The organism is Propionicimonas sp. (assembly GCF_049840635.1).
Classification (GTDB): domain Bacteria; phylum Actinomycetota; class Actinomycetes; order Propionibacteriales; family Propionibacteriaceae; genus Propionicimonas.
Genome location: NZ_JASGKL010000005.1, coordinates 1,343,176 through 1,363,987, shown reverse-complemented (window position 1 = coordinate 1,363,987; position 20,812 = coordinate 1,343,176). Strand labels below are relative to the sequence as shown.

General features: G+C 72.6%; 18 protein-coding genes and 1 riboswitch. Of the genes, 14 read left to right on the top strand and 4 right to left on the bottom strand.

The features are described 5' to 3' along the window. Positions 1–16: 16 nt before the first annotated feature. Positions 17–2,704: a multicopper oxidase domain-containing protein gene (locus QM779_RS12075; RefSeq protein ID WP_428535514.1), complete on the bottom strand. Its 2,688-nt coding sequence runs from the start codon at positions 2,702–2,704 to the stop codon at positions 17–19. After that, the gene (locus tag QM779_RS12070) at positions 2,701–3,873 is read right to left on the bottom strand and encodes a hypothetical protein (RefSeq protein WP_428535512.1); all 1,173 of its coding nucleotides are present in this window, start codon (positions 3,871–3,873) and stop codon (positions 2,701–2,703) included. The genes QM779_RS12075 and QM779_RS12070 overlap by 4 nt, the downstream gene beginning before the upstream one ends. Positions 3,874–3,928: 55 nt before the next feature. Here QM779_RS12070 and QM779_RS12065 point away from each other — a divergent pair, with 55 nt between their 5' ends. The 3 genes from QM779_RS12065 to QM779_RS12055 all read left to right on the top strand — a co-directional run bounded on the left by QM779_RS12065 (position 3,929) and on the right by QM779_RS12055 (position 6,905). Next, positions 3,929–4,555 (top strand): helix-turn-helix transcriptional regulator, encoded by a 627-nt coding sequence (locus QM779_RS12065; RefSeq protein ID WP_428535510.1) that lies wholly within the window; start codon positions 3,929–3,931, stop codon positions 4,553–4,555. A gap of 102 nt (positions 4,556–4,657) precedes the next feature. Beyond that, positions 4,658–5,215, top strand: a complete 558-nt coding sequence (locus QM779_RS12060; RefSeq protein WP_428535508.1) for a PadR family transcriptional regulator — start codon at positions 4,658–4,660, stop codon at positions 5,213–5,215. A 7-nt stretch (positions 5,216–5,222) separates the two neighbouring features. Further along, positions 5,223–6,905 (top strand): ABC1 kinase family protein, encoded by a 1,683-nt coding sequence (locus QM779_RS12055; protein WP_428535506.1) that lies wholly within the window; start codon positions 5,223–5,225, stop codon positions 6,903–6,905. Between the two features lie 102 nt (positions 6,906–7,007). On the opposite strand, the gene QM779_RS12050 is transcribed toward QM779_RS12055, so the two are convergent. Beyond that, entirely contained in the window at positions 7,008–7,202 is a 195-nt protein-coding gene (locus QM779_RS12050) for a DUF5652 family protein (RefSeq protein WP_428535504.1), read from the bottom strand. A gap of 177 nt (positions 7,203–7,379) precedes the next feature. Between QM779_RS12050 and QM779_RS12045 the strand changes: the two genes are divergently transcribed. The 4 genes from QM779_RS12045 (at position 7,380) to QM779_RS12030 (ending at position 11,096) form a co-directional block, all read left to right on the top strand. Next, positions 7,380–8,150 (top strand): carboxymuconolactone decarboxylase family protein, encoded by a 771-nt coding sequence (locus QM779_RS12045; RefSeq protein ID WP_428535502.1) that lies wholly within the window; start codon positions 7,380–7,382, stop codon positions 8,148–8,150. Positions 8,151–8,217: 67 nt separating this feature from the next. Then, entirely contained in the window at positions 8,218–9,426 is a 1,209-nt protein-coding gene (locus QM779_RS12040; protein ID WP_428535500.1) for an MFS transporter, read from the top strand. A gap of 96 nt (positions 9,427–9,522) precedes the next feature. Further along, positions 9,523–10,470: an FKBP-type peptidyl-prolyl cis-trans isomerase gene (locus tag QM779_RS12035; protein WP_428535498.1), complete on the top strand. Its 948-nt coding sequence runs from the start codon at positions 9,523–9,525 to the stop codon at positions 10,468–10,470. Between the two features lie 179 nt (positions 10,471–10,649). Next, the gene (locus QM779_RS12030) at positions 10,650–11,096 is read left to right on the top strand and encodes a hypothetical protein (RefSeq protein WP_428535496.1); all 447 of its coding nucleotides are present in this window, start codon (positions 10,650–10,652) and stop codon (positions 11,094–11,096) included. Between the two features lie 185 nt (positions 11,097–11,281). Here QM779_RS12030 and QM779_RS12025 read toward each other — a convergent pair whose 3' ends face one another. After that, on the bottom strand, positions 11,282–12,040 hold the full coding sequence (locus QM779_RS12025) for a DeoR/GlpR family DNA-binding transcription regulator (RefSeq protein ID WP_428535494.1): 759 nt from the start codon (positions 12,038–12,040) through the stop codon (positions 11,282–11,284). A gap of 54 nt (positions 12,041–12,094) precedes the next feature. Between QM779_RS12025 and QM779_RS12020 the strand changes: the two genes are divergently transcribed. From QM779_RS12020 to QM779_RS11990, 7 genes are all read left to right on the top strand, one after another. Then, positions 12,095–13,312, top strand: a complete 1,218-nt coding sequence (locus QM779_RS12020; RefSeq protein WP_428535492.1) for an MFS transporter — start codon at positions 12,095–12,097, stop codon at positions 13,310–13,312. Then, entirely contained in the window at positions 13,309–14,142 is an 834-nt protein-coding gene (locus QM779_RS12015; protein WP_428535490.1) for a Cof-type HAD-IIB family hydrolase, read from the top strand. Before QM779_RS12020 ends, QM779_RS12015 begins: the two co-directional genes overlap by 4 nt. Before the next feature lie 128 nt (positions 14,143–14,270). Beyond that, on the top strand, positions 14,271–15,473 hold the full coding sequence (gene serB / locus QM779_RS12010) for a phosphoserine phosphatase SerB (RefSeq protein WP_428535488.1): 1,203 nt from the start codon (positions 14,271–14,273) through the stop codon (positions 15,471–15,473). Between the two features lie 332 nt (positions 15,474–15,805). Continuing rightward, entirely contained in the window at positions 15,806–19,156 is a 3,351-nt protein-coding gene (locus tag QM779_RS12005; RefSeq protein ID WP_428535486.1) for a S8 family serine peptidase, read from the top strand. Positions 19,157–19,323: 167 nt separating this feature from the next. Next, a riboswitch (Fluoride riboswitch) is annotated at positions 19,324–19,394 on the top strand. Between the two features lie 33 nt (positions 19,395–19,427). Continuing rightward, positions 19,428–19,970 carry a universal stress protein gene (locus QM779_RS12000; protein WP_428535484.1) on the top strand — a complete coding sequence of 181 codons (543 nt, stop codon included), beginning with the start codon at positions 19,428–19,430 and terminating at the stop codon, positions 19,968–19,970. Beyond that, complete coding sequence (locus QM779_RS11995) at positions 19,964–20,446, top strand: FluC/FEX family fluoride channel (RefSeq protein WP_428535482.1); 483 nt, start codon at positions 19,964–19,966, stop codon at positions 20,444–20,446. The genes QM779_RS12000 and QM779_RS11995 overlap by 7 nt, the downstream gene beginning before the upstream one ends. Next, positions 20,443–20,811 (top strand): fluoride efflux transporter FluC, encoded by a 369-nt coding sequence (locus QM779_RS11990; protein ID WP_428535480.1) that lies wholly within the window; start codon positions 20,443–20,445, stop codon positions 20,809–20,811. Before QM779_RS11995 ends, QM779_RS11990 begins: the two co-directional genes overlap by 4 nt. The last annotated feature ends 1 nt before the right edge of the window (position 20,812 follow it).

The window sequence follows — 20,812 nt, the reverse complement described above, 5'->3', positions numbered from 1 at the left end:
CGGTGGGGGTGGCCGGTCAGTCGCCGACCTGGACGTAGCCGTGGGCGCCGCGCTCCGCGTCCGCCATCACGTGGGTGACGAACGGGTAGCGGCCCGCCTCGGTGAAGACCGTCTCGACGAAGCCGCCCTCCGCCGGCTCCAGCCCGAGCGCCTGCGAGCCGCCGTCGTCGGTGCCGAAGGCGTCCCGCCCGTGACGGAGCAGGTAGGCGCCCTCGCGGTAGACGGTGTCGAACTGGGCGCCGACGACGTGGAAGCTGCTCGCCCGGTTCGGGCCGACGTCCAGCACCCAGAAGCGGACGCGCTCGCCGACCCGCGCGGTGAGCTTCGCGGTGTCGTAACCGTTCGCCACGCCGTTGAACACCACGTAGTCGGGCTCGCCCGCGGCGTGGGCGCGGTCGGCGTCCACCTCGGTGGCGGACGCGGCGTCGGTGGCCTTCGTCTGCAGGTACACCTCGGACTGCACGAGGACGTAGGAGCGGTCGACCTCCGCCAGGCCGTCCGGCTCGATCACGACGGCGCCGGCCATGCCTGCCGCGATGTGCGCGCTCATCGGCATCGTCGAGCAGTGGTACATCCACACCCCGGCACGCCCGGCGGTGAACCGGTAGGTCAGGGTCTGGCCGGGTTCGATCGTCCGCATCGGGCGGTCGGGCGCGAGCGCCCCGGCGTGGAAGTCGATTGAATGGCCCATCGTGCCGTCGTTGACCAGCGTGATCACGAAGACGTCGCCCACCCTGCCGTGCAGCGTCGGCCCGACCGGCGAGCCGTTGTACGTCCAGCGCCGCTGCCACACCCCCGGCGCCACCTCGAGGGTGACCTCGCTGACCGTGAGGGTGAGGTGGTGCTCGCGCTCGTCGGTCAGCGGTGCGAGCACCGGGTCGACCACGTCGGACGCGGTCGCCGCCGCCGTCGGCTGCGCGGTCATGCCGGTCATGTCGTGGTCGGCGGTGCCCGTGCCCGTGCCCGTGGCGGACGGCGCGGGGGAGGGGGCGGCGGCATCGTCCACCACCACGTCGAAGACCATGCCCATCTGCCGGTGGCCGACGATCGAGCAGTAGCCCTGCACGGACGCGCCGATCACGCCGGCGTCGAGCTCCGTGCGGGCGCCGGGGGCGATGCGTCCGCTGTTGGCCTGCCCGATGACGAGGTCGTGGGTGGTGGTGTCGGCGTTGACGAGGTCGACGACCAGGCGGTCACCGCTGTTCACGTGGACCTCGGCGGGGGTGAACCGCATGTCCTTCGCCGTCACCTCCACCCGCACCACCCGTCCGGTCGGCGCGACCGCCGCGGCGACCGACGTGCCGCTCGCAGCCGCGACCGAGGGGTCGACGCCCACACCGACCACGACGGCGGTCGCCAGCGCGGTGAGCCCGGCCACGAGCTGGCCGGCGGTGAAGATCGTGGGGTGCGCCGGTGTGGGCTGCGGCTTCGGGGCCGCGGGCGTGTCCGGGGCGGTCCCGTCCTCGCCGGTCCGGGCGGCGGCCGCCACGGCGAGCTCGCGTCGCGCGGCGATGCTGGCCCGCAGGCCGAGCACCATCAGCGGCAGGAACGCGGTGGCCGCAGCCAGGGCGAGCAGCGAGCCGGCCACCTTCACCCAGCTGGGCGTCGGCAGCAGCCACAGGGCCAGGCCACCGTTGATCACGACCAGCCGGAACGCGCCCGCGCGGTTGAACCACGCCTGCCCTGCCCGGACGACACTCGGCCCTCCACCGAGTACCGACGGCAACAGGTACGACAGCGCCCCGGTGAGCACCTGGACGGCGAAGCCCGCGCCCAGGGCGGCCGCCGGCCACACGAAGCCGTTCCGTACCGCCGTCCAGTCCGGAGCGGTGGCCAGCAGCCAGCCCGCCCAGGCCAGGCCGATCACCAGCCACAGCATCGCCGCGGCGACGGAGGCGGCCGCGAACTCGCGGGGCGGCTTGGTGAGCGCGGGGCGGACGAGGCCGCGTCCCCACAGGACCAGCCCGCCGAGGTAGCCGACGATGCCGGCGGCGGCCAGCCACCCCACCCCGGCCAGGGCCCCCGCGACGCCCACGATGATGGCGGCACCGAGGACCGGAAGGGCGCTCCGCGTCCACCGCTCCGCGGAGGCGTCCATCGGCGTGCGTAGCATGGTCGGCCAGAGCGTGAGCAGCGTGCCGGTGAGGGTCAGGCCCACCCAGCCGAGCAGGTTGGCCAGCGCGTGCGCGACCAGCAGTCGGCCGTGCCAGGGGTCCGGCCAGCCCCACGCGAGGGTCACCCCGAACCCCACTCCGACCAGCAGGGACGCGGCCGCCCACACGTAGTAGCGAACGGTCACCCGGAACCGGGAGGGGAGCGCGCGGCGCAGCATGGTGAACAGCTCGTAGCCGTGCCCGCCGACCGCGAGCGCGACCAGGCACGCCCCGGTCAGGGTGAGCGGCCACCAGGTGGTCGGCACGCCGGCCAGCACCATGGCTGCCCCCGCGGTGAGGAGGCCGAGCCGACGGGTGTGCCTGCGGGCCTGGTCCTCGGACGCGGGGCTGCGGAGCAGGGTCTGGGCGAAGTGGAAGCTCCACACCACGATCGAGTGCGTGAGCGCACCGAGCAGTACCAGGTGCAGCATCAGCCAGTTGGCGTCCGGGAGCCAGCGGTGGCAGAGCGCGATCACGACCGCCGCGCCGAGCCATCCGACGAGCGGCAGGTCGCGCAGGCGGGAACGCCCGCGCGTGACGGGACGGTTCATCCCCGCACCACCAGGACGACGGCGGTGACCAGGAACGACAGCATCGCGAGCACGGTGACCACCCCGCCGGCCTGCCAGGCGACGGTGAGTCCGGCCAGGGCCCCGGTGAACCGCAGGACGAGCCCCGCGTGCAGGAGCAGCAGTGGCCCCCACAGTGCCGGCCGGTAGGGCAGCGGGCGGCCGAGGACCGCCGGCAGGATCACCGGCGCGTGGGCCATCACCATCGAGACCGCGAAGCCGAGGAAGACGCCGTGGACGACCACGTCGTAGGGGCCGGTGCCGCCGTAGAGCCCGAAGCCGGTGAGCACCAGCCCGGCGAGGACCAGATCGAGGTAGCCGGCCAGGAGGGCGGTGGCGAGGTAGCGCCGCTGGCCGGTGAGCCGCAGCTGGTGGCGGACCACGTCGTTGCGCAGCAGCCAGCCACCCGTGACGACCAGCACGATCCCGACCAGCCGGTCGCCGAAGGGCAGGACGAGCGCCGCGAGGACGGCGAGGGTGAGGGCCGTCGCGAGCCCGAGCACAGCGCGGTCGGCCCGAGGCCCCATCACGAGCTGGGCGAGTTCGGCGCGCTCCGCGGCGATCGTGAGCACCACGAAGCCGACCAGCCACGGCAGGGCGGAGGGGATGTCGACGAGCAGCGCGACCAGCGCGCCACCGAGCGCGAGGACGGCGGACAACACCTGCACGGCGACCAGCGGACGCGGCGCGCGGCGCCACAGTGCGACGTAGACCACAACGAAGAGCGCGCCGGCCTCGACGTGCAGCAACTGGCCGAGCTGGACCGGCGCGGGGCTGAGCAGGGCCAGCGCGCCCGCGCCGTAGAGGGCGGGAGCGAGGTAGGCCCAGTTCCGTCCCAGCGCCTGGGCGCGTTCGAGGGAGATGAGGGTGCCGAGGAAACCGAGGACCATGACCAGGCCGTGCACGTCGCCGGCCCGCTGGGAGGCGAGCGGTGCCCAGACCTCCAGCCGGACCAGCCCCGCGTCCAGCCCGCAGAGAAGGCTGACCCCGCCGAGGGCCACCAGCGGGATGCGGGTGTTGGTGGCCCTTCGGCGGGTGGCTCCCTGCGCCGGGGGGATGGCGGCGGGAGCGGGCGTGGCGGGGGGTGCCACGGGAGGGGAGGCCGGGGAGGTGCGCCGGTCGCTGCGGGCGGCGGGAGCCGGCGTCGGCACGAGCGCCTCCTTTAAGTACATGACGGTATGGAGAAAATAGCACTAGAGTGGCGCCGTGGTCACCTCTCCCGTCCAGCGCGGTCCGCGACCGGCACGGGACGACCGTCCGCGCGAGGCGTCGCTGCGGGTGCTGCGCGCCCTCGTCCAGCACGGACCGGCGACGCTCACTGAGCTCGTCGCGGAGCTGGGAGGGCACCCCAACACCACCAGGATGCAGCTCGAGAACCTGCTCGCCGACGGCTTCGTGACCGAGCACACGCTGCCCCCGTCGGGCCGCGGCCGCCCTGCGCGCGGCTGGGTGGCCACGGTCGCGGGGCGCCAGGTGGCGCTGGAGGATCCCGACCGCGGGGCCGAGGGTGCGCTGGTCGAGGCGATCGCCGATCACCTCGCCGCCGATCCCGACCCGGTGGCCGCCGCACACTCGGTCGGACGCAGCTGGGGTGACCGCCTCGTCGACGGCTCCGGGCGGGGCCTGTACGACATCCTCGCCGGGCAGGGCTTCGCCCCGGAGGAGACGCCCGACGGGCTCGCCCTGCGAACCTGCCCGCTGCTCGCGTCCGCCCTGCGGCACCCGGACGTGGTCTGCGGCATCCACCAGGGACTGGTCGACGCCGTCTCCCCCGAGCCGCGCCGCCTCGAGCCGTTCGCCGTGCCGGGAGCCTGCCTGATCCGTCCGGCATGACCGGCTCGCGGCCCGCTCCTGAGCTCCGGGGTGTTCACGCCGACTTGGCCATCGTCGCTACGATAGTTAACGACCTATCGCTATATGACGGGAAGGTGTGCAATGGCCCATTCACGCGGAGGATCTGTCTGGGGCAAGGACGGCGAGGCGCTGCTGCGCAGCCTGACCGAGTTCGGCCTGGGCTCGCTGCACCACGCAGGCTTCGGCCCGCACGGGAGGGCACGGCGAGGGGACACCCGCTCGGCGATCCTGCTCGTCCTCGCCGAGCAGCCGATGCACGGCTACCAGATCATCCAGGAGTTGTCCCGGCGCAGTGACGGGCAGTGGACCCCGAGCGCCGGTTCGGTGTACCCCGCCCTCCAGCTGCTCGCGGACGAGGGCCTGATCTCCGCCGCGGAGAGCACGGGCAAGCGCGTCTACTCCCTCACCGACACCGGCCGGTCCGAGGCCGAGGGCCTCGCCGAGGCGCCCGCGCCGTGGGACGTGGCCGTGGCCTCCGGCGGGATGAGCGGGCTGGTCGACCTGCGCAGGGCCGGCGGACGCCTCGCGCAGGCGGTCGCCCAGGCGAGCCGGACGGGGGACAAGGCGCTGATCGAGTCGACCGCCGAGATCCTGGACGCCGCCCGCAAGCAGGTCTACGCGCTGCTCGCCGAGAACTGAGCCGCCGGTGACGTCGGCACAGCTGCGCGCCCGGTACCGGCGCATCCTCCGCTTCTTCGGCCGGATGACGCTCGGGTTCATCTGGTGGGAGATCGTCCTGCCGCGGCTCGGCCTGGGCCGGTGGGCGGACTCCCGCCGGCCCGCGCGCAACCGCCGGACCGCCGCGAGCTTCCGGGGTCTGGCCGTCACGCTCGGCGGCCTGATGATCAAGGTCGGCCAGTTCCTGTCCACCCGCCTGGACGTGCTGCCCGCCGAGATCACCGACGAGCTCTCCGGCCTGCAGGACGCGGTCCCCGCCGCCCCCTTCGACGCCGTCCGCGCCGTCGCCGAGGCAGATCTGGGCCGGCCGCTGAGCGAGGCGTTCGCGTCCTTCGAGCAGACCCCGGTCGCCGCCGCCTCGCTCGGCCAGGCGCACCGGGCTGTCCTGCGTCCCGAGGACGCGGAGGAGGCCGGGTTCGCGGACGTGGTGGTGAAGATCCAGCGCCCCGACATCGACCGCATCGTCGAGGTCGACCTCGACGCCCTGCGCAAGGTCGCCGGCTGGCTCTCCCGCTACCGTCCCGTCAGCGACCGGGCCGACGTGCCGGCACTGGTGGAGGAGTTCGCCACCACCAGCATGGAGGAGATCGACTACGAGGGCGAGGCCCGCAACGCCGCCCACTTCCGGGAGGCCTTCGCCGACGACGGGCGCCTGCGCGTCCCTGAGGTGGCCTGGGAGAGCTCCACCCGCCGCGTGCTCACCCTCGAGGACGTCACCGCGATCCCGATCGGCGACCACGCCGCCATCACGGCCGCGGGCGTCGAACTCGCGCGGGTGGCGGACGTCCTGGTCGACACCTACCTCTCCCAGATCGTCGAGGACGGCCTGTTCCACGCCGACCCGCACCCCGGGAACCTGTTCGTCGAACCCGTCGGCGAGGAGGGCGACTTCCGGCTGACGTTCGTCGACTTCGGCATGGTCGGACGCGTCCCGGACACCCTTCGCGCCGGGCTGCGGGACGCCCTCGTCGCCGTTGCCCTGCAGGACGCCGCGCGCCTGATCGGGGCGTTCCGCACCCTCGACTTCCTCCTGCCCACCGCCGACACCAAGGGGCTCGAACTCGCCGCGGCCCAGGTGTTCGACCGGTTCGGCGGAATGGGGATGAACGACCTGCGCTCGATCAGCCACGACGACATGATGAGCTTCGGCCTGCAGTTCCGTGACCTGATGGTGAGCATGCCGTTCCAGCTGCCCGAGAACCTGCTGATGCTGGGCCGCAGCCTCATGATCCTCTCCGGCCTGTGCACCGGGCTGAACCCCGACTTCAACCTGTGGTCGGCGCTCACCCCCTACGTCAACCGGCTCGTGTCCGACGACGAGGACGGGGACAACCCGCTCATGTCGGGCCTGCTCGACACCGCCAAGGGCGCCCTCCAGACCCTGGTGGCGCTCCCGGGACGGGCCGACCGTGTCCTGGCCACGGTGGAACGCGGCGAACTCGCCGTGCGGATCCCGATGGTGGAGCTCAGCGCGCGACGCCTCGACCGCACCCTGAACCGGATGACCGCCGCGCTGGTCTTCGCCGCGCTGATCGTCGCCGGGGCCCTGCTCTACGCGGCCGAGCCCGTGCTCGCGAAGGTCCTGATGGGGGTCTCCGCGCTCCCGCTGCTCACCGTCCTGTTCGGAGGCCGCGGCCACCGCCCGCGCTGAGCCGCCGGCACGCCGGGGATGGTTCCTCACGTGCCGCGGTACGCGGGGACGGTTCCTTCGTGCCCGGCACGATGGGGACGGTTCCTGCCGTGCCGCCGCCGCTCAGCCGGAGCGGCGGCCCCAGAGCAGGTAGGCGGCGGGCAGCACGCCCGCGGAGTTCACGACGGCCAGGGCGACCGCCCATGCCGCCCGCGGCCCGTTCACCCCGGCCTGCGGCCGCTTCACCAGGTCGACGAGCGCCCACGCACGCAGCCCCACGTCCACCACGGCCACGGCGATCACGGCCCCGCGTGCCACAGGGCTGTCCGTCTTCGCGAAACTCCGGTGTCCATGCATCCTGGCCAGCACCTCCCTTACGGCCAGCGTAGCCGGGCTGAGGAGTACTGGTAGTGCCTTCCACAAGGGCCGCGAGCGTGGTGGGGTGGTCGTACCCGACGCGGCGGCCGCCGCGTCCCCGCTGTGCAGGAGGAGTGGATGGCTGTCAGTGACGCCGCCAGAGCGAACCACGACCGGTTGTTCGGGGACGGGGTGTCCAACCTCTCGGTGACCGACCCGGAACTGGTGGAGTACTTCGGCAACTTCGCCTTCGACGAGGTCCTCGCGCACGGCGACGTGGACGAGCACACCCGGCTGCTGGCCGTGCTGGCCGCGCTGGTCGCCTGCCAGGCGCAGGGGGAGTGTCGGGTGATGCTCGGTGCGGCGCTCACGAACGGCGTGAGCCCCGTCGAGGTCAAGGAACTGCTCTACCAGGCCGTCGCCTACCTCGGGATCGGGAAGGTGCTGGACTTCCTGCACCTGACCAACGATGTACTCACCGCGCGCGGCGTCGAGCTGCCGCTGCCCGGCCAGTCCACGACCACGCCGCAGACGCGGTTCGACCGGGGCTGGGACGCGCAGGCGCAGATCGTCGGCGAGGACCGCCTGCAGACGATGCACTCCTCGGCGCGTCCCGAGGAGAAGCACATCCAGGACTGGCTGACCGCGAACTGCTTCGGCGACCACTACACCCGCGACGGGATCGACCTGGTGACCAGGGAACTGCTCACCTTCGTGCTGCTGGTCGCCCACGGCGGCTGCGACCCGCAGGTGCGTGGCCACGTCGCCGGCAACCTGCGCATGGGCAACGACCGCCACCGCCTGATCGACGTGCTCAGCCAGCTCGTGCCCTACATCGGGTACCCGCGGACGCTGAACGGGCTCGCCGCGGTCAACGAGGTCGCCCCGGCGCAGGCGTCCGGCGAGTGAGCATCCGGCACGCGCCTCGGGGGTGTTCCGCCGGTCCGGACGCGTCCGAGGGGGAGCGGGTGCGGCGGTGCTGAAGCGTCCGCTCGTCCCGCTCACCGCACTGCTGTGGGGGCTGCAGTTCGCGTTCCTCAGCCCTGCGCTCGCCCTGATCCTGGTCGGCGTGTACGGGGCGACGCCGGGGGAGGTGGGCTGGGTGCTGGCCATCTACAACGCCAGCGGGTTCGTCTTCTCGCTCGTCCTGCCCGGGTGGGCGGACCGGCGCGGCCAGTACCTGCTGGGGCTGATGGCCTGCGCGCTGCTGACGGTCGCGCTCGCGATCGCCCTCGCCGTGGCGACCAACCTCGCGGTGGCCACCGTCGCGCTGGTGGTCCTCGGCGGCCCGGCCGGCGTCGGCGGCGCCCTGCTGTTCGCCCACCTGCGACACAGCGGCGCGCCCCCCGGCGAGATCGTGAACACCAGGGCGGTGATCTCGTTCGCGTGGGTGGCGGGGCCGCCGGTGGCGACCGCGTTGATGGGCTGGTTCGGGGACCGGGCCAGCCTCGTCGCCATCGCCGTGATCGGCACCGGGACGGTCGCGCTCACGCTCGTTATGCTGCGCCGCAGCCGGCGTCCGGAGCCCGCGGCGGCGCCCGTCCACGGCGGCGCCGCCAACGAACAGCCGGAGGCGGCCCGCGTCCCGAACGGACGGGTCGCGGTGATCGTGGTCGCGTTCGTCCTCGCCCAGGCCACCAACGCCGCCGCCGTCTCCGCGCTCACCCTCTACGTCAGCGAGTACCTGGGGTTGCCGGTGTTCTGGGCGGGGATCGCGCTCGGGCTGGCCGCGGCCCTGGAGATCCCGGCGTTGCTGGCCCTCGGCCGGCTCAGCGGTACCCGCTCGCCGCTCGTGCTGCTGCTCACCGGCTGCGCAGCCGGCGTCGTGTACTACGCAGGAATGGCCTTCGCGACGAGCGTCCCGGTGCTGCTGGTCCTCCAGGTCCCGAACGCGTGGTTCTTCGCCGCGATCTCCGGGGTCGGGCTGACCCTGTTCCAGGACCTCATCCCCCGGCCGGGCATCGCCACCGGGCTTTACACGAACACGCGTCGGGTCGGCTCCATCATCGCCGGGCCGGTGATCGGCATCGCGTCCACGCCCTGGAGCTACCCGGGCGTCTTCGCCACCTGCGCAGCAATGACCCTCGCCGCGGCGCTGGCCACGGCCCTGGCTGGACGCGCCGGTCGTCGCCGCCGAGCCGACCCGCGCGACGACTCACAGGTTGCGCACAAGCCGGTTGGCTAGCCTCGGGGGAGAGCCACTCTGTCCCCAGCCGGGACCGACGCCGGCTCCAGTACCCGACCCGCAGCTCGCGTGCGACTGCAGAGAGTTCTCCCCACGATGACACCACGAACGCTGTCCACCGCCCTCCTCGGGCTCGTCCTGGCCCTGACCGGCTGCTCGGCGCCGACGGACGCGTCCAGCCAGCCGTCGACGTCGGCGTCCGCGAGCGCAGAGGTCGACGCCGACGCTCCCGAGGTCGACCGCGACCCGCAGGGCGAGCTCCCCACGATCACCTTCAGCGCGAAGGGGATCCCGACGATGAAGACCGTCGAGTCCGATCCCCCGAGCGTGATCTCGGTGAAGACGCTCACCGCGGGGGACGGGGCCGTCGTTGGCTCCGACGACTACGTGACCGTCAACTACGCGGGCTTCCTGTGGAAGGACGGCACCCAGTTCGACTCCTCCTACGACAGCGGCGAGCCGGCCGGCTTCTCGCTCAACCAGGTCGTGGAGGGGTGGAAGTACGGGCTGGCCGGCACCAAGGTCGGCGACCGCGTGGTCATCGTGGTGCCCCCGGACTACGGCTACGGCGACGAGGCGACCGACTCGATCCCTGCCGGGTCGACGCTGGTCTTCGTCGTGGACGTCCTCTCGACGACAGCAGTGACCACCGAGGCGCTGAGCTCTGCCACCCTGACCGGGGCGGCTCTGCCCGACGGCGTCACGGTCACAGGGGACCTCGGCGCGGAGCCCACCCTCACGTTCGCCGACGGCAGCTCCGCTCCGGAGGAGGAGAAGGTGGTCGTGATCGCGGAGGGGACCGGCGCGGAGATCACCGACACCGACACGGTCCTCTACCAGGCGGTCGGCGGCTACTGGGGAGGGGAGACGTCGTCCAGTTGGTCGAGCTCCTACCAGACCGTCACGTCCGGTGGCGGCTCCGCCACCGTCGGCAAGAAGGTCGGCTCCCGGATCCTGCTCACCTTCGCCGCCGACGAGGACAGCGGCACCCAGGCCCAGGCCCTGGTGATCGACATCCTGGCCGCCATCCCCGCGTCGAAGTAGGCGCTCGGCCGCGCCGGCCGGCCTGGACGCCCCTCCGCTACGCGTTTGCTCCCGAAAGGCGGCCTTGCTCCCCGAACTCCGGGAGCAAGGCCGCCTTTCGGGAGCAAACGCGGGGCTGGACGGCGATTCGCTCCCGGCGGCGGACGGGGGGCTCCGCCCCGAGTGTCACACTGGAGGTCGTGAACCGCTTCGCATCGGTGACCACTTGGGGTCTCGCGGCCGCGACCGTCGTCGCGACAGCAGTCGTCGCCGGACCGCCGGTCGTGGGCAGGATGCTGCACCCGCGGGACGTCGACGCCTATCAGAACTATGTCGCCACCTACATGCTCAACCCGGGCACCGCGGCGGACCTGGCCTGGGCAAGGGCGCACCCGGCAGAGGTCCTGGCCGAGGGCGACCGCGCCTGCGAGTGGCTCTCCCGCCGTCCGTCCGCGCCGAGGATCGACCCCAGCGGTGATTCGGAGGTGTTCGTCCTCACCAAGCGCTACTTGCGCACGACGAGGGAGACGACCGTGCTGCCGTTGACCAAGGAGGGACGCCGCCGACTGGTGTCGGGCGCGTGGGCGTACCTGTGCTGGTCCGAGCGCGAGGACAGGAGCGCGCCGATCAGCGACGAGGACGACTGATCGCCGGCGTGGTCGCCTTCGGCGAGAGGTTGGTCTGCGCCCCGAGGTCGCGGGACCCCGTCCACCCGTGCCTGAGCACGCGTCCTCTCTCCCCCCCGCGTTTGCTCCCGAAAGGCGGCCTTGCTCCCCGAATTCCGGGAGCAAGGCCGCCTTTCGGGAGCAAGAACGCCGAGCGGGCACTTCGGCTACACCGTGATGACCTCCACCCCGTCCTCGCGGAAGAGGGCGAGCAGGTCGGCGGACGCGTCGTCGGTGATCACCAGGTGGGTGAGGTCGGCGGGGACGCCGAAGCGGAAGTTGGACGTGCGGTTGAGCTTGTCGGCCACGGTGACGAGGATGCGCCGGGTGGAGGACTCGATGCTCGCCCGCTTGATCAGCGCGTCCTCGTACAGCGTGGACGTGAGCCCGCGGGTCGCGGACGCCGAACAGGCGCCGATCACGAGAGCGTCGGCGCGCATGCTGCGCACCGCGTCGATCGCCTGGCTGCCGAGCAGGGCGAGCGTGTCGGGCTCGACCGGTCCGCCGGGGATGATCACCCGCGCCCCCGGCGTCGAGCCGAGCGCGACGGCCGCGTGGAGGGACAGGCACAGCGCGGTGATCGGACGCCCGGCGAGTTCCTGAGCGACCGCGTGGCAGGTGGTGCCGTTGTCGATGATCACGGACTCGTAGTCGGCGATCAGCCCCGCCACCGCCGCGGCGAGCCTCGCCTTGACCTCCCTGTCCTCGGTGATCCGGACGCTGTACGGGACGGCGCCGCCGTCCTTGACGGTCCGTGCGGCACCTCCGGGGACGCGCCGCAGGGCGCCGTGGGCCTCCAGGTCGACGAGGTCGCGCCGGATCGTGACCTGGGAGGCACCGGTGAGGTCGGCCAGCTGCTCGACCCTGAGGAGGCCGCTGGTCTGGAGCGACTGGATGATCAACTTGTGCCGAATTGATCGTTGCACATGATCATTCAGTCACATACCTTCTCAAGGGTGCAAGCTGACGGAGGTCCTGACATGACGGCGCAACCGAGGGCGACCGGCGCGGTCGCGTCCGCCCGCACCGGCGACCTGGTGGTGTTCGCGGTGAACGGCTTCGCGTTCGCGTCCTGGATGTCCCGGGTGCCGGACGTGAAGGAGGCGCTCGCCCTGACCCCCGGCCTGCTGGCGATCCTGCTGCTCTCGGTCTCGATCGGCTCCCTGCTCGGCCTTCCCGCGGCCGGACGGATCGCGCACCGGATCGGCGCGGCGAACACCGTCCGGCTCGGCATGGCGCTCGTGGTGCCGGGTATCGCGTGGGCGGGGATCGCCGTCCAGGCCCACCTCGGCATGTACCTGGTGATGCCGGGGCTGTTCCTGCTCGGCATGGGCTCGGGGATCTGGGACGTCGCCCAGAACCTCGAGGGCACGATCATCGAGCGGGCCCTCGACCGGGCGATCATGCCGTGGTTCCACGCGGCGTTCAGCGGCGGCACCGTCCTGGCCGCGCTGATCGGCGCGGGCCTGGTCTGGCTGCGGGTCCCGGTGGCCGTCCACCTGGGCGTCGTCGCCGTCCTCACCGCCATCGCCGTGGTGTGGGGCACCGCGCGCTTCCTTCCGGCCTTCGATGAGGGTGGCGAGAGCCCGGACGCGTCCGTGGCACCGGTGTCGCAGCGGTCGGCGTGGCTGGAGCCGCGCACCCTGCTGATCGGCCTGATGGTGCTGGCCGCAGCCTTCACGGAGGGCACGGCGAACGACTGGATGGCGGTCGCCTTCGTCGACGGTCACGACCTCGACAACGCGCTCGGCGTGGTGGCCTTGGCCGTGTTCCTCTCGTTCATGACAGCCGGCCGGATCCTCGGCACCGGGCTGCTGGACCGGTACGGCCGCGTCCCCGTGCTGCGGGTGCTGTTCGGCGCGGCGATCCTCGGTTGCCTGCTGGTCGTCTTCGGCAACACCACGGTGGCGTTCATCGGCTGCGCGATCTGGGGGCTCGGGGCGTCGATGGGCTTCCCGGTCGGCATGTCGGCCGCGGCGGACGACCCGGCCAGAGCGCCGATGCGGCTGTCGGTGGTCTCGACGCTGGGCTACACCGCGTTCCTCGCCGGGCCCCCGCTGCTGGGCTTCCTCGGTGACCACTTCGGCGTGCTGAGGGCGCTGCTGGTCGTGGGCGTGGTGTCGGTGCTGGCCCTGCTCGTCGTCCCCGCGGCCCGGCCGCCGGCACGCACCACTCCGGCACGGGGCGGTGCGGAATGACGGTGTCCGTGCACCCACGCGTGGTGCTGCTCGACATCGACGGGACGCTGCTCAACTACCGGGCCGAACTGCCGGCCAGCGCCGCGGCCGCTGTCTGCGGAGCCCGGGCCAACGGGCACAAGGTCTACCTGTGCACGGGACGCAGCCGCGCCGAGGTGTACCCCGAACTGTGGGACCTCGGCGTGGACGGGCTGATCGGCGGGAACGGCAGCTACGTCGAGGACGCCGGCCGGGTCGTGTTCCACCAGGCGATGGACGCGGACGTCGTCGCGCGGGCGATCGCGTGGCTGGACGAGCGGGCGCTCGGTTACTACCTGGAGTGCAACGCGGGACTTTTCGCGAGCGCGAACCTCCCCGAGGCCGCCGCCGTGGCGATCGGACGTCCGGGCGCCGACGGGGAGGCCTTCGTCCGCGGGGTGTTCGCCGGCATGCACTACGGGACGGTGACCGCGCGGGCGGACGTGAACAAGATCAGCTTCGCGCTCGTCCCCGGCCTGGACCTCGACGGCCTGGCCCGGGAGTTCGCCGGGCGGGCCCGGATCGACACCTGGAGCGCGACGGGCACCGGGCCGGAGTTCGGTGAGTTCGGCCAATTCGGGATCCACAAGGGCGCCGCCGTGGAGCGCCTCGCCGCGCACCTCGGCGTCCCGTTGAGCGACCTGATCGGTGTCGGGGATGCTCGCAGCGACCTCGAGCTGCTCACCACCTGCGGTACCGGCGTCGCCATGGGCAACGCGCCTGAAGAGCTCAAGGCCGTCGCCGACCTCGTCACCGACCACGTCGACGACGACGGACTCGCCCACGCGTTCGCAGCCCTCGGCCTGGTCTGACCGCGCCGGCCAGGCACCGGTTCACTGTGAGTTCGTCCACCGAACACGGTGGGTGAACTCACAGTGAGCGGCGTCCGCGCGCCGGGTCCGCGTCCGGGTGCCCGTCGCGGCCGTGGAAGGATTCGTCCATGGCCGAGTCCGCCTACACGCTTGCCGCCACCATCACGGGGGTTGACCACCCCGGTCAGCTGACCAGGGTGCTGGACGCGATCGCGTACTCCGAGGCTGAGGTCCTCGACCTCGAGCAGACCGTGGTGCGCGGCCAGCTGAGCATCGGCGTCCTGCTGGCCGTCCCCGCCGTCGGCCACGACCGGCTGCAGGACCGGCTGGCCGGCTCGTGCGCGCGGCTGGGACTGTCCGTCCAGCTCACCGAGGGCGTCGGCGACAACCCGCCACGGCACAACCGGACGATCGTCACCGCGCTGGGTCGGCCCCTGCGCACCGGGCACCTCGCGATCGTCACCCGCATCATCGCCGAGCACGGCGGCAACGTCGACCGCAGCCGACGCCTGTCCCGCACGCCGCTGACCAGCATCGAGTTCTGGGTCTCCGGTGCCGACCCGGCTGCGCTGCGTCCAGCCCTCGCCGCGGCGGCCGCGGCGTCCGGCTTCGACGTGTCGATCTCGCCGGCCGGCCTCGCCCGCCAGGGTCGGCGCCTGATCGTGATGGACGTCGACTCCACCCTGATCCGCGACGAGGTGATCGAACTGCTGGCCGCGCGGGCAGGGTGCGAAGCGCAGGTGAGGGACGTCACCGAGCGGGCGATGCGTGGCGAGCTCGACTTCGCCGACAGCCTGCGGGAGCGGGTGTCGTTGCTCGCGGGGCTTCCGGTGAGCGTGTTCGACGAGGTCCGCGCCGAACTGCGGCTCACCCCCGGCGCCCGCACGCTGGTGGCCACCCTTCGGGACCTGGGCCTGTCGATCGGGCTGGTCTCCGGCGGCTTCATCGAGGTGGTCGGTCCGCTGGCCGAGAGCCTGGGCATCACCTACGCGCACGCGAACGCGCTGGAGGCCGTCGACGGCCACCTCACCGGGCGGGTGTCCGGACCGGTCGTCGACCGGGCGACCAAGGCGGCGAAGCTCCGCGAGTGGGCGGTCGCCGAGGGGCTGCCGCTGTCCCGCACGATCGCGATCGGCGACGGAGCCAACGACCTCGACATGCTCGCCGCCGCCGGCCTCGGCGTGGCCTTCAACGCCAAGCCGGCCGTGCGCGCGAAGGCCGACACGGCGCTCAGCCTTCCCTACCTGGACGCGGTCCTGTTCCTGCTCGGCCTCTCCCGCGAGGAGGTCGAGGACGCCGCCGCCCTCCGCGCCACCACCGACGAGACCTGAACCGACTCCAGCGACGGCACGTTAGGAACCGTCCCCAACGATCCCCCGGCACGATGGGGACGGTTCCCAGCGATCTCCCGGCACGATGGGGACGGTTCCTGGCGTGCCGGGTCCGCGGGGACGGTTCCGCCTGCGGCACACCCGCCGGGGCGGGCCCCGATCCGCTCCCGACTGCCCGCCGACCGGTGCGTCCGGCGAGCCCCCGCGGCACAGGGCCGGCTATTCGTCAACCGTTGACCGCAGCGGATGCGGCGCTTAGCCTGCGGTCTTCCGCGTCCGCGCGGCCGCTTTCGTAGTGCCCCCCTCCGCTTCACGAAAGGTCAGGTAGCACCTTGTTCCGCAGAACCCTGATCGCCTCGGCCGCGCTGGCCCTGGCGTTCGCCCTCCCCGGAGGCGCGTCCGCGACACCGACCACCAACGCCGCCGACCGGTTCGAGAAAGCACCCTCGTCCGGCAAGATCGACAGCTCGCTGCGACCCCGCAGCCTCACGAAGGACACCACCGTCTCCGCGATCGTGGAGGTCAAGGGTGACCCCGTGGCCGTCGTCGAGGCGCGGCAGGGACGCAAGCTCTCCACTGGCGAGCGCAGCACCGTTCGGAAGGCGCTGATCAAGACCCAGGACGAGGTGGCGAAGACCGTCACCGCGCGCGGCGGCAAGGTCCAGTACCAGATGCAGTCGGCCTACAACGGCATGCGGGTGCGGATCAACAGCTCCCAGCTCGACGCGGTCGCCGCGCTGCCGGACGTCGTCGCGGTCCACGCTGTCCAGACCTACACGATCGACAACGCGACCTCGGTGGCCTTCCTCGGCGTCCCGCAGGTCTGGCAGGACACCGGCTACACCGGTCAGGGTGTGAAGGTCGCGATCATCGACACGGGCGTCGACTACACGCACGCCAACTTCGGCGGCCCCGGCACCACCGAGGCCTACGAGGACGCGCACGCCGCCGAGGCGTCGGCCGCCGACCCGGCGCTGTTCGGCCCGGACGCGCCGCGCGTGAAGGGCGGCTGGGACTTCGTCGGCGACTCCTACGACGCCGACCCGACCAGCGCCACCTACCAGCCGACGCCGCACCCGGACCCCAACCCGCTGGACTGCAACGGCCACGGCAGCCACGTCGCCGGCACCACCGGCGGCGACGGCGTGCTGTCCGACGGCAGCACCTACACCGGGCCCTACGACGCCAGCACTCCGTCGAAGGACTTCCGGATCGGCCCGGGCGTCGCGCCGCAGGTCGACCTCTACGCGCTGCGCGTGTTCGGGTGTGAGGGGAGCACGGACGTGATCGTCGAGGCCATCGACTGGGCCGTCGCGCACAACATGGACGTGATCAACATGTCCCTGGGCTCGACCTTTGGTCGTGCCGACAGCCCGGACGCCGTCGCGGCGTCCAACGCGGTCGGCGCCGGCGTCGTGGTCGTCGCCTCCGCGGGCAACTACGGCCCCAACCCCTACATCGTGGGCTCGCCGTCGGTGGGCAACGGCGTGATCTCCGTCTCGGCCGTCGACTCGACGAAGTCCTTCCCCGGAGCGCTGCTGAACTTCAGCAACGGCACGTCGGTGGGGGCCGTCAACGCCAACGGCGCGGACCTGCCGTCCACCGCGCTGAACGTCGTGGTGCTGTCGGGCGCCAACGCTCTGGGGTGCTCGGTGGACGCGTTCACGAACGCGGGCATCGTCCCCGGCGGCAACCAGCTCGCCGTCGTCACGCGCGGCACCTGCGCCCGGGTCGCCAAAGCCATCTACGGCCAGCAGGCCGGGGCGGCTGCGGTCCTCCAGATCAACACCGACGCCGGCTACCCGCCGGTCGAGGGACAGATCACCAACAACCCCGACACCGGGGAGGACTACACGGTGACCATCCCGTTCCTCGGCGTGCGCTCCACGGACCGCGCGGTCGTCGTTGCCGCAGCCGGAGGCACGGTGACGCTGGGATCCGAGCCACTGCCCAACCCCGGCTACACCAAGTACGCGTCGTTCAGCTCGGGCGGCCCCCGCACCGGCGACTCGGCGATCAGCCCGGACGTCGCTGCGCCGGGAGTGTCGATCGTGTCGACCGGCGTCGGCACGGGCTCGGACTCTGCGACCTTCTCCGGGACATCCATGGCGGCTCCGCACGTCGCGGGCGTGGCTGCGCTCGCCGTCCAGGCGCACCCGACGTGGAACGCCGCGCAGGTGAGCTCGGCGATCACGTCCACCGCCGACCCGGACAAGGTCGGCGACCAGTCCCTGGTGCGGGGCGGCGTCGGGCTGGTGGATCCCGCACAGGTCGTGGCGACACAGGTGGTGGTGGGCGGGGACGCCTACCGGACGACCGGCGGCTGGGCCCGCGAGCCGTCGCTGTCGTTCGGCTTCGCCGAGCCGAGCGCGACCTACGTGGGGACGAAGGTGCTGGCGATCCAGAACCTCGGCGCGAGGACCGTCACCTACCGGCTGTCGTCGGTGGCCGAGGCAGTCTCCAAGCCGGCGAAGGTGATCCTCGGTGCGAAGTCGGTGACCGTGAAGCCCGGCCGGACCGCAAAGGTCCTGGTCGTGCTGAAGGCGGACGCGAGGGCGCTCGGATCGTCGTCCGGTGACGACCAGTTCGCGTTCCACCAGGTGTCCGGGGACATCGTGCTCACCTCGTCCACGGGGGTGCTGCAGGTGCCCTACCTGCTGGTGCCGCGCGCGCAGGCCCGGGTCACGGACCTGAACAATGGCAGCTTCCCGCTCTCCCAGTGGGGGACGCCGTCGCCGACCGCTTCCCCGACCGCGAGCGGGAGCGCGTCCGCCACGGCGGGCCCGACCGCCTCGTCCAGCCCCTCGGGGTCGACGAGCCCGACGGCCGGCCCCACCGCCACGGGGGCGCTGCCCCAGGGCGGGGGCACGGACGGCCACGGAGGTCCCGGCAACGGGGGTGGCGGCAAGCCCACCCCGAAGCCGACGCCCACCCAGGTGCCCGCCACGTCCGCGACCATCAAGCTGGTCAATCCCGGCGGTGCCCTCGACGCGGACGCGGACTTCTACACCTGGGGCCTCAAGGACGCCAGGGACGTCCCGAAGGGCACGGACGGCAGTGGCTTCGACCTGAGGGCGGCCGGCGTGCAGTCGTTCGCGACGTCGTCGACCGACGCCCTGGTGGTGTTCGCCGTGAACAACTACTCGCGGTGGTCGAACGCGGTCGAGAACGAGTTCGACGTCCAGGTCGACACCAACGGTGACGGCTCGCCGGACTGGATCGTGATCTCTGCCGACTCCGGGGTGGGTCGGACGGGCACGCCCAACGGCCTGACCGAGGTGTTCCTCTACAAGGTGGCCACTGGTGACGTCTACGCGTCCGGCCTGCTGGCGACGGCGCCGACCGACAGCAGCACGATCCTGCTGCCGGTGTACGCGTCCACCCTCGGCCTGACCCCGACGGCGGGAGCGTTCACCTACACGGTGGAGAGCTACTCGTCCGCCGGGACGGGGACGGGGAACGACGCCTTCGCCGGCTCTGCGTCCTACAACCCGTGGGCGAAGGCGATCGAGGACGGCCAGTACGCGACCGTGGTCGCTGCGAAGCGGAAGCTCCCGGTGTCCGAGGTCACGGCGGCCATCGACCCGACCCTGTGGGCGGAGCAGAAGCCGCTGGGCCTGATGGCCGTCGTCCTGGACAACAAGGCCGGTCCCGACGAGGCGCTCCTGCTGGCCGGCAGGTGAGCTGACACCCCGCAGCCGCGGGGAGGGCACACGGGGACGGTTCTTTCGTGCCGGGCACGAAAGAACCGTCCCCTTTGTGCCGTCGGCGGATGCGTCTGAACGCGGCGTCTGCGGAGGAGAGCCCATAGGTCTCAGGACGCTGCCGTACGGACAACGGATTCGCTATCGTGCGGGGAGGCGATGGATCCCGCCCGGGCTCGTCCCGAACCGCCGGCAGGCTGATGGTTCCTGCTCCGTCGATGGGCGCGGAGCGTGCCCGCAGGAGGTCGACATGGCGTTCGGTCGCGTACCCCAACCCAGTCCGCAGCGCATGGTGCCGGTGCCCGGCCACCCGATCGTGGTGGGGGTGGTCCCCGGTCAGCCCGAACTCGTGGCGCTGACGGCGGCCGCGTGGTCGGACGCGCTCGGCGGGGTGCCGCTCTACTTCGGCTACTCCGATCCGTCCCGCATCGTCGACAGCGAGGACGCGGACGGTACCGTCCGGCACTCGGCGATCAGCCCCGACCAGGCCGACGACTCCTGGCAGGAACGCGAGGCGCTGATCCGCGGCTTCCTCGCCACCGTGCTCGCCGACCACACCGGCCCCTGGGAGTTCCGCTACCTCGCCGGACGCGCCGACCGTGCGCTCACCCACCTCGCCAGGGCCGTGGACGCGTCGGCGATCGTCGTCGGCGCCAAGCACCCGTCCTCCACCGAACGGTTGCGCGAGTTCATCGCCGGCTCGGTCGCCGTCCGGCTCGCCCGGCACCAGCACCGTCCGGTCGTGATCGTCCCGCTGGCCGTCGTCGACTGGAAGGCCCCGGCGGCGTGGTAGCAGCGAACGACGGCGGCCACGCCGTCCCGGGCCTGCGGATGCTCCGGATCCCGGTGCGTCCGGTGTGGCTGGGGGTGATCCTGGCCGGCGGCACCGTAGGGACGGCCGTCCGCGCCGCGCTGGAGTCGGCCTGGCCCGCGGTGCCCGGCGAGTGGCCGTGGACGACTTTCTGGATCAACGTGTCCGGCGCGCTCGTCCTCGGCGTCCTGCTCGAGGTGCTGGCGGCCAGCGGCCCGGACCGCGGCTGGCGGCGTGGCCTGCGACTGGGGGTCGGCACCGGCGTCCTCGGCGGTTACACCACCTACAGCACGTTCTCCGTCGAGACGGTCTCGCTGCTGCGTTCCGGAGCGCTGCTCACCGGCGTCGGCTACGCGCTGGTGAGCGTGGTCGTCGGGGTCGTCCTCGCCGTCTCGGCCGCGAGCATCACCCGCCGGCTGCTGCGCGCGTCCCGGCGCGGACGGGGGGGTGCGCGGTGATCCCCGTCCTCGCGGCGCTGGCAGGGGGCCTCGGTGCCGTCACCCGGTTCGTGGTGGACGCGCAGGTGCAGCGGCGCACGACGAACTGGCGGGTGCCGCTGGGCACGGTGCTGATCAACGTCACCGGCTCGATCCTCCTCGGCCTGATCACCGGTTGGTGGACGTTCCACACCGGTGGCCCCGGGGTCCGGACAGTACTCGGGACCGGCTTCCTCGGCGGCTACACCACCTTCAGCACGGCCTGCGTGGAGGCGGCCAGGCTGACCAGGGCGGGCATCGTGTGGGGAGCCGTCGCGCACGCCCTCGGCATGCTCGTGCTCAGCGTCGCCGGCGCCGCGCTCGGGTTCTGGCTCGGCAGCCTCTGAC

Coding starts and splice junctions, on each gene's coding strand:
- QM779_RS12075 (WP_428535514.1), bottom strand. CDS start 2,704: ATGAACCGTCCCGTCACGCGCGGGCGTTCCCGCCTGCGCGACCTGCCG.
- serB (WP_428535488.1), top strand. CDS start 14,271: ATGGCCGAGTCCGCCTACACGCTTGCCGCCACCATCACGGGGGTTGAC.
- QM779_RS12045 (WP_428535502.1), top strand. CDS start 7,380: ATGGCTGTCAGTGACGCCGCCAGAGCGAACCACGACCGGTTGTTCGGG.
- QM779_RS12000 (WP_428535484.1), top strand. CDS start 19,428: ATGGCGTTCGGTCGCGTACCCCAACCCAGTCCGCAGCGCATGGTGCCG.
- QM779_RS12035 (WP_428535498.1), top strand. CDS start 9,523: ATGACACCACGAACGCTGTCCACCGCCCTCCTCGGGCTCGTCCTGGCC.
- QM779_RS12060 (WP_428535508.1), top strand. CDS start 4,658: ATGGCCCATTCACGCGGAGGATCTGTCTGGGGCAAGGACGGCGAGGCG.
- QM779_RS12015 (WP_428535490.1), top strand. CDS start 13,309: ATGACGGTGTCCGTGCACCCACGCGTGGTGCTGCTCGACATCGACGGG.
- QM779_RS12020 (WP_428535492.1), top strand. CDS start 12,095: ATGACGGCGCAACCGAGGGCGACCGGCGCGGTCGCGTCCGCCCGCACC.